At 39.5% G+C, this 12,637-nt stretch carries 14 protein-coding genes and 1 other RNA gene; 10 read left to right on the top strand and 5 right to left on the bottom strand.

The window, feature by feature from the left end; all coding sequences use genetic code 11:
* The first annotated feature begins 52 nt into the window (after positions 1–52).
* The 9 genes from pyrR (at position 53) to GSF09_RS02715 (ending at position 8,447) form a co-directional block, all read left to right on the top strand.
* Positions 53–586: a bifunctional pyr operon transcriptional regulator/uracil phosphoribosyltransferase PyrR gene (gene pyrR / locus GSF09_RS02755; RefSeq protein WP_159799405.1), complete on the top strand. Its 534-nt coding sequence runs from the start codon at positions 53–55 to the stop codon at positions 584–586.
* Positions 587–607: 21 nt separating this feature from the next.
* Complete coding sequence (locus tag GSF09_RS02750) at positions 608–1,534, top strand: aspartate carbamoyltransferase catalytic subunit (RefSeq protein WP_159799404.1); 927 nt, start codon at positions 608–610, stop codon at positions 1,532–1,534.
* A 72-nt stretch (positions 1,535–1,606) separates the two neighbouring features.
* Positions 1,607–1,939 carry a ribonuclease Z gene (locus GSF09_RS02745; protein ID WP_159799403.1) on the top strand — a complete coding sequence of 111 codons (333 nt, stop codon included), beginning with the start codon at positions 1,607–1,609 and terminating at the stop codon, positions 1,937–1,939.
* A 43-nt stretch (positions 1,940–1,982) separates the two neighbouring features.
* A complete protein-coding gene (locus GSF09_RS02740; RefSeq protein WP_159799402.1) occupies positions 1,983–2,888 on the top strand; it encodes a ribonuclease Z in 906 nt (301 codons plus the stop codon).
* Positions 2,889–2,912: 24 nt separating this feature from the next.
* Positions 2,913–3,563 carry a pyridoxamine 5'-phosphate oxidase gene (gene pdxH, locus GSF09_RS02735; RefSeq protein WP_201309321.1) on the top strand — a complete coding sequence of 217 codons (651 nt, stop codon included), beginning with the start codon at positions 2,913–2,915 and terminating at the stop codon, positions 3,561–3,563.
* A 100-nt stretch (positions 3,564–3,663) separates the two neighbouring features.
* Positions 3,664–4,185: a histidine phosphatase family protein gene (locus GSF09_RS02730; protein ID WP_159799401.1), complete on the top strand. Its 522-nt coding sequence runs from the start codon at positions 3,664–3,666 to the stop codon at positions 4,183–4,185.
* The gene (ppk1, locus tag GSF09_RS02725; RefSeq protein WP_159799400.1) at positions 4,151–6,256 is read left to right on the top strand and encodes a polyphosphate kinase 1; all 2,106 of its coding nucleotides are present in this window, start codon (positions 4,151–4,153) and stop codon (positions 6,254–6,256) included. Before GSF09_RS02730 ends, ppk1 begins: the two co-directional genes overlap by 35 nt.
* Positions 6,257–6,292: 36 nt before the next feature.
* Entirely contained in the window at positions 6,293–7,183 is an 891-nt protein-coding gene (locus GSF09_RS02720) for a Ppx/GppA phosphatase family protein (RefSeq protein WP_159799399.1), read from the top strand.
* 25 nt (positions 7,184–7,208) lie between these two features.
* Positions 7,209–8,447 (top strand): DUF2254 domain-containing protein, encoded by a 1,239-nt coding sequence (locus tag GSF09_RS02715; RefSeq protein ID WP_201309320.1) that lies wholly within the window; start codon positions 7,209–7,211, stop codon positions 8,445–8,447.
* 1 nt (position 8,448) lies between these two features.
* Here GSF09_RS02715 and GSF09_RS02710 read toward each other — a convergent pair whose 3' ends face one another.
* From GSF09_RS02710 to GSF09_RS02695, 4 genes are all read right to left on the bottom strand, one after another.
* Positions 8,449–8,877, bottom strand: coding sequence for a hypothetical protein (locus GSF09_RS02710; RefSeq protein ID WP_159799398.1), 429 nt, complete (start codon positions 8,875–8,877; stop codon positions 8,449–8,451).
* A 212-nt stretch (positions 8,878–9,089) separates the two neighbouring features.
* Positions 9,090–10,175: a DNA polymerase III subunit gamma/tau gene (dnaX, locus tag GSF09_RS02705; RefSeq protein ID WP_159799397.1), complete on the bottom strand. Its 1,086-nt coding sequence runs from the start codon at positions 10,173–10,175 to the stop codon at positions 9,090–9,092.
* 76 nt (positions 10,176–10,251) lie between these two features.
* Positions 10,252–11,325, bottom strand: a complete 1,074-nt coding sequence (locus tag GSF09_RS02700) for a DNA topoisomerase IB (RefSeq protein WP_159799396.1) — start codon at positions 11,323–11,325, stop codon at positions 10,252–10,254.
* Positions 11,326–11,339: 14 nt separating this feature from the next.
* Positions 11,340–11,642 carry a hypothetical protein gene (locus tag GSF09_RS02695; protein ID WP_159799395.1) on the bottom strand — a complete coding sequence of 101 codons (303 nt, stop codon included), beginning with the start codon at positions 11,640–11,642 and terminating at the stop codon, positions 11,340–11,342.
* A gap of 157 nt (positions 11,643–11,799) precedes the next feature.
* Here GSF09_RS02695 and rnpB point away from each other — a divergent pair.
* Positions 11,800–12,106, top strand: an RNA gene (rnpB, locus tag GSF09_RS02690) — RNase P RNA component class A.
* Between the two features lie 182 nt (positions 12,107–12,288).
* Here the strand turns inward: rnpB and GSF09_RS02685 are convergent.
* Positions 12,289–12,597, bottom strand: coding sequence for a hypothetical protein (locus tag GSF09_RS02685; RefSeq protein WP_159799394.1), 309 nt, complete (start codon positions 12,595–12,597; stop codon positions 12,289–12,291).
* Positions 12,598–12,637 lie beyond the last annotated feature (40 nt).

Genomic DNA, 12,637 nt, shown 5'->3' with positions numbered 1-12,637 from the left:
TTATACAATTTTAATTTTACCTATTTTTACAAACCAAACACTACAACACATTATGAGCCATAAAATATTGCTTACTTCAAAGGAAGTCAATATCATACTACACCGTTTGGCCTGCCAGTTAATTGAGAACCATCTTGATTTTTCCGACACTGTTTTAATAGGTTTGCAGCCCAGGGGTAAATTCCTTGCCGAACGCATTAAGCAGATTTTGGAGCAGGAATATAAAGTGCAGAACGTAACGCTTGGCTTCCTGGACATTACTTTTTTCCGTGATGATTTCCGCAGGGGAGATAAACCACTGGAAGCAAATAAAACACAGATTGATTTTCTTGTAGAAAATAAAAAGGTGGTTTTTGTGGATGATGTGCTTTACACCGGGCGCAGCATACGTGCGGCATTAACGGCAATACAATCTTTTGGCCGCCCTTCTGTTATCGAGCTTCTTGTGCTTATAGACAGGCGTTTTAGCCGCCATCTGCCTATTCAGCCCGATTACAGGGGCAGGCAGGTAGATGCCATCAATAACGAAAAAGTAAAGGTAACCTGGAAAGAACATGATGGAGAGGACAGTGTTTATTTAATTTAAAGCTACTGCAACAACAACACAATGAAACAATTAAGCGTTAATCATTTATTAGGGATAAAGTATATCAACAAAAATGATATTGACCTTATATTTGAAACTGCCGACCAGTTTAAGGAGGTAATTAACCGCCCCATTAAAAAAGTGCCCTCATTAAGGGATATAACCATTGCCAATATATTTTTTGAAAACAGTACCCGCACAAAGCTTTCCTTTGAGCTGGCACAAAAAAGGCTATCGGCAGATGTTATAAGTTTTTCTGCTGCACAGTCATCGGTTAAAAAAGGGGAAACCCTTATTGATACTGTTAACAATATCCTTAGCATGAAGGTAGATATGGTGGTAATGCGCCATGAAAGGCCGGGTGCTGCCTATTTCCTTTCGCAAAATGTAAAAGCCAGCATAATAAATGCGGGCGATGGTGCACATGAACATCCCACACAGGGCCTGCTGGACAGTTATACCATAAGGGAAAGGCTTGGTGGTGTTGAAGGCAAAAAAGTGGTAATAGTGGGCGACATATTACACTCACGCGTGGCACTCTCTAATATTTTTGCGTTACAGATGCAGGGTGCCGAAGTAAAAGTGTGCGGGCCTAAAACCTTAATACCAAGGTATATTGAATCCTTAGGTGTAACGGTAGAGCCTAACCTGCGCAAAGCACTGGAGTGGTGCGATGTTGCCAATATGCTCAGGGTGCAGAATGAGAGGCTTGATGTTAATTATTTTCCTTCCACAAGGGAATATGCACAGCAATACGGAGTTGACAGGCAATTGTTAGACTCACTTAATAAGGAAATTGTAGTTATGCACCCGGGGCCTATAAACCGTGGTGTAGAAATTACAAGTGATGTGGCTGATTCGCAGCAATCGGTAATACTCGACCAAGTGGAAAATGGTGTGGCAGTGAGAATGGCAGTTATATACCTTCTGGCCAGCAAGATTAAATAAGTTTTTTGGAAAATTATAAGCCATAAATAGCTAAATTGCATTTATTAATACTGGCAATAAACTGAATAAAAAATGAAAGTTGAGGAAAAGGGGCATACCTTTGTTATAAAGGACAATAAAGGAAACTATAATGATTTTCTGCAAAAGCTGTCGGATAATTACAACAGCTATAAAAAGCATAATATTATTGTTGACCTTACCAATGATGGTAAACTGGCATTAAAAGATGTATTGTCATTCCTTCAGCTATCCAATAAACACCGCAAATCAAAAAAATCATTTGTTATAGTGGTAAATGATTTTGACTTTAATGATGCTCCCGAAGAAATGATTATTGTGCCTACCCTTCAGGAAGCACATGATATTATTGAGATGGAGGAAATAGAGCGCGATTTGGGTTTTTAATTTAAATCCTCCCGCAGCCCTGCGGAGGGAGAAAGGACGTTAAATGAATTTAACCATATTGGGCTGTTATGCAGCCACGCCCCGGTCTATGACCAACCCTACCGCACAGGTACTGGAAATTAAGAACAGGATGTTCCTTATAGATTGCGGTGAGGGTACACAGGTACAGTTAAGAAAAAACAAGCTTAGGTTTTCTAAAATTAACCATGTGTTTATATCGCACCTGCATGGCGACCATTTTTATGGGTTAATAGGACTTATATCTACTTTTTCGTTGCTTAACCGCAAAACAGACCTGCATGTGCATGGGCCTAAAGGCGTTAAGGAAGTAATACTGCTCCAACTGAAGTTATCCAATTCCTGGACAGGCTATAACCTTTATTTTCATGAACTTGATGCTAAAGAGCCGCAGATTGTTTATGAGGATGATAAAGTAATTGTTTCTACCATACCCTTAAAGCACCGCATTTATACTAATGGTTACCTGTTTATGGAAAAACCGGATGAGCGCAAACTCAATATAAACAAGGTAAGGGAGTATGGCATTGATGTGTGCTACTACCAAAAAATAAAGAATGGAAGCGATATAACCCTTGATGACGGAAGGACAATTGCCAACAGTGAAATTACTTTTGATCCGCCCGCGCCAAAAAGCTATGCTTTTTGCTCGGATACGGTATATAATGAGGATATACTGCCATTAATTAAGGATGTTGATGTGTTATACCATGAGAGCACTTTTTTGGATACAGAAATGCACCTGTGTGAAACAACTATGCATTCCACAGCAAGGCAGGCCGCAGAAATAGCAAGGCAGGCAAATGTAAAAAGACTTATTTTGGGACATTTTTCAACACGGTATGACAACATTGAAAAATTCAGAGACGAAGCGGCAACTGTTTTTGAAAATGTTGACCTTGCCGATGACGGAAAAGTATTTGAACTGTAACTAAAACAAAATAATTTAGCAGGTATGGATATAAATGATTTAAGCAATTACAGGCGCTCTTATGAAAAAAGCCAGCTTATAGAAAACAATCTGCCGGAAGACCCTATAACGCTTTTCCGCAACTGGTTTATAGAGGTTGAAGAATTTGGTTCGGCAGCCGAAGTCAATGCCATGACAGTTTCAACTATCGGGCTTGACGGTTTTCCTAAAAGCAGGGTAGTATTGCTTAAGCAGTTTACTTATGAAGGCTTTATATTTTATACCAATTACAATTCGGAAAAAGGCAGGGCAATAGCTGCCAACCCAAATGTGTGCCTTTCTTTTTTCTGGCATGAAATGGAACGACAGGTAATTATAAAGGGCAGGGCAGAGAAAATAGCCGTAAACCTTTCTGATGGTTATTTTGAGAGCAGGCCGCTTGGCAGCAGGCTTGGGGCAATAGTATCGCCGCAAAGCGAGGTTATACCATCCCGCAGCTATCTTGAAGAAAAGCTTGACCAACTTGAAAAAAGCGCTGAAGGTACAGAACCACAACGCCCCGAACACTGGGGAGGATATATCGTGAAGCCCGTTTCGGTTGAATTCTGGCAGGGCAGGGCAAACCGTTTGCACGACAGGATAAGGTACAGCCTGGAAACTGATTTTTCATGGGAAGTTGAACGCCTTGCACCATAATTTAAACTTTAATATCAAATTAACATACGTTAATTAACGTGGCTTCTGTTTTTTTTAGATATTTAAGTTTCTGATTATGAATGTTTAAATATTTATGCGTATGAAGACTCTCATTTTAATCCGCCATGCAAAGTCAAGTTGGGATACACCCCTTACCGATAAGGAAAGGCCTTTGTCAAACAGGGGGATCAACGATGCACACTTAATGGCTTGTAATATAGAAGAGTATCTTCCAAAATCTTATATAGTATGGAGCAGCACCGCAAAAAGGGCAAAAAACACAGCTTTTATATTTGCTGAAAACCTTTCTATACCTATAGATACAATTATATTAAAAGATGAGTTATATACCTTTGATGAGAGGAAACTTGAAAAGGTTGTAAAAAATTGTGATAACCAATTTGATAACTTAATTCTTTTTGGACATAATGACGCTATTACTAATTTTGTTAATACCTTTGGAAACCGTGCTATAGGAAATGTGCCTACGGCAGGTTTTGTATCCTTGTTATTTAATGAAGATAACTGGAGTAACATCCAAAAGGGACAAACAGAAAAAGTATTATTTCCAAGCGATTTAAAAAAATATGATCCACCACTCACCGGTAAACAGGTATATTGACAGGGAAAAAAGCTGGCTTGCCTTTAACGCAAGAGTACTACAGGAAGCTGCCGATGAAAATGTTCCGCTTTTAGACCGATTAAGGTTTTTAGGTATATTCTCCAATAATTTTGATGAATTTTTCAGGGTGCGTTATGCTGCCATACGCCGCCTTAGCCTTGAGGGGCACACAGGTGAAAAGGAACTTGGTGGTATATCAGCCCAAAAACTGCTTAAGGAAATTACCGATATAGTGATAGAACAGCAGTCGGAAAGCTTGCGTATTTTAAGTATTATTGAGAAGGAACTTGAAAAAGAGAATATTTTTATAGTTAATGAAAAGCAGCTTAATAAAGAGCAGGAAATTTTTATAAAAGATTTCTTTATCCAGAAAGTAAGCCCGGAACTGGTTACTATTATATTGAATGACCTTGATGAGTTTCCGCTGTTAAGGGATACATCAGGCTACCTTGCCATTAAGCTTGTTACCAAACCAGGCAAAGCACACCAGCCGGATATGCCTAAGGAAGTGCGTTATGCGTTAATTGAAATGCCCCGAACCGTAAACAGGTTTGTAATACTCCCATCCATAAACGGGAAGAAGTATATTATTATGCTTGATGATGTTATACGGTTTAACCTGCACAATATATTTAATATATTCAGGTACGAGAGCATATCGGCACACATGATAAAAATTACCCGCGATGCCGAACTGGAAATAGACAGCGACCAGAGCAAAAGCCTTATGGAGAAAATTTCTACAGGGGTTAAGGAAAGGCGTGTGGGCGAGCCTGTACGTTTTGTTTATGACCAGTCTATTGAAAAGGATACGCTGGACTTTTTCCTTACACGTATGGGTATCGATGCTACCGATAGTATAATACCGGGCGGGCGCTACCATAACCGGCGCGATTATATGGATTTTCCTAACCTTGGAAGACAGGATTTGCTTTATGCGCAAAACACTCCGCTTCCGGTAAACGGGTTGAGCCTGGAAGGCAGTATACTGCAAAAAATAAAGAAAAAGGATTATCTGTTATACGCACCTTACCAGTCTTTTTCCTATATCATTAAATTTTTAAGGGAAGCAGCACTTGATCCTAAAGTAATATCTATTAAGATAACGCTATACAGGCTGGCTAAAAATTCCCAGATTGTAAGCTCGTTAATTAACGCTGCCAAAAACGGCAAAAAAGTAACGGTTCAGATTGAGCTGCAGGCGCGTTTTGATGAAGCCAGCAATATATCGTATGCCGAATTGATGCAGCAGGAAGGTATCAACCTTATTTTTGGGGTTAAAGGGCTTAAGGTGCACAGCAAAATATGTGTTGTGGAAAGGGCGGAGGAGCAAAGGGTAAAGCGTTACGGCTTTATTTCTACAGGTAATTTTAATGAATCTACAGCCAAAGTATATACCGATGTAACTTTATTTACCAGCCATCAGCAAATTATGAAGGAGGTAAATAAGGTATTTGACTTTTTTGATGTAAATTACCGTGTGCACAGGTATAAACACCTCTTTGTTTCGCCACACTATACCCGAATAAAGTTCAGTAAGCTGATTGATAGGGAAATACTTAATGCTATTGCAGGCAAGGAGGCTTACATTAAGTTAAAAATGAACAGCCTTACCGATTATAAAATGATTGATAAGCTGTATGAAGCAAGCCGTGAAGGTGTAAAAATACAACTGATTATAAGGGGCATGTGCTGCCTTATTCCCGGTGTGCAGGGCATGAGTGAAAACATTGAGGCAATTAGCATTGTGGACAATTACCTGGAACATTCCCGCATTTATATATTTGGAAATGCAGGCAAACCGGATATTTATATATCATCGGCCGATTTTATGACAAGAAATCTTGATGCACGGGTAGAGGTAACCTGCCCGGTTTATGATGAAGATATTAAACAGGAATTAATAGACACTTTTGAAATAGGCTGGAAAGGAAATGTAAAGGCAAGGCTGCATTCGGAAAGCCTTGAAAATAAATACAGAAAAAAGCCGAACGAAAAAGTTTTCCGTGCACAGCTTGAAACCTATAACTATTACAGGAATAAGCTGGAAGTTATATACGAACAATTATAACAAAGCCCTTGGTTGTAACAGCAAGGCATTTGTGGAATGATTAATATAAAAAAGTATGCTGCAATAGATATTGGCTCTAATGCCATGAGGCTGCTTGTGGCTAACATAGTGGAACAGCCGGGAAAAGAGCCGCAATTCAGTAAAAGTTCGTTAGTGCGTGTGCCCATACGCTTAGGGCAGGATGCCTTTACAGTAGGCGAAATTACCGAAGAAAATATAAGCCGCATGATTGATGCCATGAAAGCCTACAGGCTTTTAATGAAAGTGCACCGTGTGGAAAAATATATGGCATGCGCTACATCTGCCATGCGGGAGGCATATAACGGTAAAGAAGTTGCCGAACTGATTGCCAGGGAGGCTGATGTACATATTGATATTATAGACGGCAAAAAGGAAGCAGCCATCATTGCTGAAACCGACCTTCACGAATTTATTAAGCCTGACCAAACCTACCTGTTTGTTGATGTTGGAGGCGGAAGCACTGAATTTTCCTTATTTACAGGAGGAAAAATTGTTGCTTCAAAATCATTTAAAAATGGTACTGTAAGGCTGCTTAATAATATGGTTAATGATATAGTTTGGCAGGAAATAGAAAAATGGATTAAAAGCGTTACCGAACCCTATGATAATGTAACCCTTATAGGTTCGGGAGGAAATATTAATAAACTGTTTAAGCTATCGGGTAAAAAGCAGGATAAGCCGCTTTCGTACTTTTACATAAACTCGCAATACCAGTTTTTAAACGGCCTCACTTATGAGCAGCGTATTGCCGAACTTGGCCTTAACCCTGACCGCGCCGATGTTATAATTTATGCAACGCGCATTTATCTTAATGCAATGAAATGGAGTGGTGCAAGGAATATATATGTGCCAAAAATAGGTTTGTCTGACGGTATTATTAAAGCCATGTATTATGAAAAAATTTAGCTTGGCCTAAATTCCCTGAGTATTAATGAATATGCTTTTAAATAAAATAAAGTTTATACTAAAAACAAGGTATTACAGCATAATAAACAGTATTGCTTTTTATCCTGCGCTTTTGGTATTGCTATTTCTAGTACTTTCGGTAGTAAGCGTTATTTTTGATTTTTCTGAAACAGGGAAAAATATCAAATCACAGTTAACGTGGCTAAGCCTTAAAGACCCTGAAACGGCCAGGAATATAATTGTGGTAATTACAGGAGGTATTATATCGCTTACTGTTTTTAGCTTCTCTATGGTGATGATAGTGCTAAACCAGGCTGCATCAAACATGAGTAACAGGGTGTTGAACAAGCTTATCGGCAATAGGTTTCAGCAGGTAATATTGGGTATTTATATCGGCACAATTGTATATGCACTGTTTTTATTAAGTACTATTAGAGATATTGATTCCGGGATACATATACCTGCTATAAGTACTTACGTGCTTATTGTACTTGCTATTTTTGACTTGTTCCTTTTCATTTATTTTCTTCATTATATAACACAGTCAGTTAAATATGAGGTTATTATAAAAAGGATTTTTAAAAACACAATGCAGGTTATGCAGGTTAGCTGTAAACTTGAAAAAGAACCTTTGGCTGCCGGTTTCAAAAAGATGGATTATAATGTCCCTGCACCTGTATCAGGTGTTTACGAGGGGATGAATGTACGGGGGCTGCTTAATGTTTGTAATGAGTATGACTGTGTAATAAGCTTGTTATACCAACCGGGAACCTTTATACTTGAAGGAAACCCGTTTATTAAAACCAGCAGGCCATTGCCTGAAGAAGCTGTTAAAAAACTCCAGGATAATATATATCTCAATAATGACGAATCTATAGACGGTAATTTTCTTTATGGATTTAAACAACTTACAGAAATAGCACTTAAGGCATTAAGCCCCGGTGTAAACGATCCGGGTACAGCCTGCCTTTCACTTCGGTCTTTGTTTCGCCTGCTGTCGTACAGGGCCTGTTTTTTTCCACAAAGCAGTATATCAGACGAAGAGCATAAGAAAAGGATAGCGGTAAAAAATCCTGATTTTGAAGAAATATTCAAAGCATCAATATTTCCCATTTGGGATTATGGAAAAAATGACAGGATAATACAAAGCGAACTTCATAATTTATTAATGCAGCTACAAATTAATGTAGTTAATAAAAAAGTTATATCCGGCTTGTTGGCACAGGTAAAGTTAAAACGCCAGGAAATGGAGCAGGAGACTTAGGCTATATATCAAGGTCAAAAGCTTTGCGCAGCAATTCAATAGCAGGGTTTATAGCTTTTAGCTTTTCATACTTTTCCTGTGGGGTAAAGGCATGTCTTGCAGCAACAGCTTCATTAACATGGGTTTCAATTACAATATCGTGATTGTGGAGCTTGCCACGCAAATAGCCCAGTAATTCAATTTTATTGTTGTCAAAATCTACTTTAGAGCCCTCATTTGGTAATTCCAGTTTTATAGTAACACCATCAGCATCCAAAACGGGGTCGTTAATCTGCATATAGGTTGCCATGATTTTTTGCCCGGTGTCGCTAAGCCGTTGTGCAAACTTGTTCCATAGTAACAGCATATCGGTTTCTGTAAACGCCTCACGAGGTAGTTCATCATGGCTTTTTTGTGCCTCTTTGTGGCTTTGCGCCATTTCCCGTTTCATCTTTATACTCGATAAAGAAAAGGCTGAAACCTTTGGCTGCCCGTCGTCTTCCTGTTTTACAACAGGAGGTTTTATAATCTCAGGGGCATCAACTTCAAGCTGGGCAGTAGGCAGTGGCTTAATACCTGTATTTACTGTTATGGTATTTTGTGCAGCATTCTGCTCTGTAACATGTGGCTGTACAGTATTATTTTTAAAATAATACGGCGGAATTATAAATTGTTCAGCTTTTTTTTTTCTCCATTAAAAGTAATGGAGGCAAGCTGCATAAGGCAAAGTTCAACTAAAAGCCTTTGGTTTTGGCTTGTTTTATACTTAAGGTCGCAATCATTGGTAATGTCAATAGCCTGCAATAAAAATTCAGGGTTTGCTTTTTGTGATTGTTCCCTGTACAAAGCCTGTGCGGATTCACCTGCTTCAAGCAATATAAGCGTGGCCGGGTTTTGGCACACAAGCAAATCACGGAAATGTGAGGCAAGGCCTGCTACAAAATGATGCGCATCAAAACCTTTGGCAAGTATTTCATTAAAAGTAAGGAGCAACTGCGGTATATTATTGGCCAGTATCAGGTCGGTTACCTTTATGTAATATTCATAGTCAAGTACATTAAGGTTTTCGGTAACAGCCTGCCGTGTAAGGTTATTGCCACTATAGCTAACCACCCTGTCAAATATGGAAAGCGCATCGCGCATGGCACCATCTGCTTTTTGGGCTATAATATGCAGTGCATCATCCTCAAAGGTTATTCCCTGGCTTTTTGCAACTTCTGCAAGGTGTTCCTTTGCATCTTTTACAGTAATACGTTTAAAGTCGAATATCTGGCAGCGGGATAATATCGTAGGTATTATTTTGTGCTTTTCTGTAGTGGCAAGTATAAAAATAGCATGCCTTGGCGGTTCTTCAAGTGTTTTCAGGAAGGCGTTAAAAGCTGCCTGAGAAAGCATATGAACCTCATCTATAATATAAACCTTGTATTTTCCCGTTTGCGGGGGTATCCTTACCTGGTCTATAAGGTTTCGTATATCATCAACCGAGTTATTGCTGGCAGCGTCAAGCTCAAAAACGTTAAAGGCAAAATCTTCATTCGGGTCATCATAACCTTCCTGGTTTATTTTGCGTGCCAAAATACGTGCGCAGGTGGTTTTACCCACACCACGTGGGCCTGTAAACAACAAAGCCTGTGCTAAATGGTTATTTTCAATAGCATTAAGCAGTGTATTGGTAATAGCCTGCTGACCGACAACATCCTTAAAGGTTTGCGGGCGGTATTTTCGTGCAGATACTATAAATTGTTCCATAGGCTCGGAACAAAGATAGTAAATGATTTCAGATTTTTAAGGTATGATTGTACAGAGCAATAGTTAAAATATAATCTTAAGCTATCACTTCTGCTATATCTTCGCTGCATAGCAGTTCAAAAAGCGCTTTCTCCCTGTTATTAAAGGAATCAGGCGCATCATCCGTATATTTGTAATTCCATATGGAACCCTTTTCATAGGAAGCTATTACTGTTGGGTGCACATAATACTTTTTGCAGACTGCGCGCGTATTGCCCAGTTTCTCGGCTACGGAGTCCAGCACATTCACAATTTTCTTTTTGCAGTCGCTCATGCTGCTGTGCTCGCCAATTTCATGAAATGCGCATAATGCATTAAGGCTTCCTGCCCATGCACGGAAATCCTTGGCTGTAAAATCTTCGCCTGTAATTTCTTTTATATACTGGTTTACGTCGCCCGAACCTATAGAGTGGTGCCTGCCGTCATTATCATAATATTGAAAAAGTTCATAACCGGGAATATCCTTGCACTTTTTTACAAGGTTTGCCATCCTGCGGCTTTCCAGCTTTATTTTATGTTTAACCCCTTTTTTTCCTGTAAATTCGAACCATACGGCATTGCCTTTAAATTTTACATGCTTATCGCGAAGTGTGGTAAGCCCAAAAGAGCCGTATAATTTTTTATAGGCATCATTTCCTATACGTATGTTGGTAAGCTCTATCAGTTTTACCACCAGGGCAACTACTTTTTCATAAGGCAGTCCTTTTTTTGCAAGGTCTTTATCTAATTGCTCCCGTATATCGGGCAAGGCCAGTGCAAAACGGCGAAGCCTGTAAAATTTAGACTGGTTCCTTATCCTGTTCCATTCCGGGTGGTATCGGTATTGCTTGCGCCCTTTGGCATCAATCCCTGTAACCTGCAGGTGCCCGTGCGGGTAGGGTGAAATCCATACATTTTGCCATGCGGGTGGTATTACCAGTTTTTTTATCCTTTCCAGTACTTCCTTATCTGTAACTGTAGTGCCCTCATGGTCTTTATAAGTAAAGCCGTTGGCTTTGCGCTGCCTGTAATAGCCTTTTTCGGACTGTAAGGCATAGCGTAAACCAACGGCTTTGGCTGTGATTTTTGGATCACTGCCTATTTTTTCAAGTTTTTTTTGCAGCCTGCGCATATAGTTTTAAGGGCTTAATTTTCCCTTCCTTTAATACTCATATCATGCAGCATTTTTGCTGCGCTTTTTTCGGTGTAAGCACCGTGGCTTGCCACAAACACACCTTTTTCGCCATCTTTGGCCACAATACCATAAACAGTTGCTTCATCACCCGGGTCGCTTTCCCCCTCATAACGGTAAATATGCTCAATGGTAAAGTCTTCGCAATGGTTTACAATGCGGTCTTCCTCCAGGTTAAAATCTGTTGTAAAGCCTTTATTGGCTAATTCGTCTAATGCCTTTGATACGGTGGCATAATGATACATCTGTCTGTCCATAGTTAGTATATTTATAAGTTAGTTTGTCTTATACCTAAAAGTACAGATTATCCTTATTCAGGGCTGCCAATAAAAAGTTAAATAAGAAATGGGGTTAGTAAGTAGCCAAAAGGAAATAAGGCAATAGTAAAAAAATCGGGGAATAAGTTATCTTTGCATCGCAGGCCGCCTTATCGCTCTGCTTAGGCAGGGAGGAAAGTCCGGACACCATAGGGCAGCATAGCGGGTAACGCCCGTCGCCCTGAAAAGGGTAGGACAAGTGCAGCAGAAAGGATGTACAGGTAATGCTGTAGTGAAATCAGGTAAACTCTATGCGGTGAAATGCCATGTATACCGGCAATTAAGGGCTGCCCGCCCAATGCCGGGGGGTAGGCAGATAGAGCGTAACAGCAATGTTGCGCCCAGATAAATGATAAGGCCCTTGTTTTAAGGGACAGAATCCGGCTTACAGGCCTGCTTTATTTTTCAGACACGGTGCGCAGTTCGTATATTAAGTTATTAACTTCAATAAAAAGAGGATACCATTTTGAAGTTTCATCTTCAATTTTATGCATGAACTCCTGTGCTGAGTACAAACCTTTAGTTGTAAGTAAATGAAAACGTATTTTATTTTCCTGTAGTAACAACGCTAATGGCGTTTATATTTTTATGCATGCCGCCTCCGATAATTCCACCTCCTGAACTTAAATATAAACTTGCAATCACCTGTTTTAAATGCTGTAACGGTGGTTATATATCCCTGCATTTCCCAATCCATAATTAGCCCATATACTAAAATGTCCTGACTTGTTTCAATTCCCAAATCCTGCGGTGTTACAGATAATGCCTGACTTCTGAGATCTTGATAGTTAGCTTTACCTGTCATCTCACTTGAGGTTTGTAATATAGCTTTTTTTGTATTCTTAAGGTGCTTTCTTACATGAAACAATCCGGCTCCTACAGCAATTAATAACATCAGAATAATAGTAAATATTTCCATGGGTAAAATTAGATTA

The sequence above is a fragment of the Flavobacterium sp. MK4S-17 genome (genome assembly GCF_009848495.1).
Lineage (GTDB): Bacteria > Bacteroidota > Bacteroidia > Flavobacteriales > Flavobacteriaceae > Flavobacterium.
Note: the sequence above shows the minus strand (reverse complement) of the source record. Positions and strands in the feature narration are given on the sequence as shown.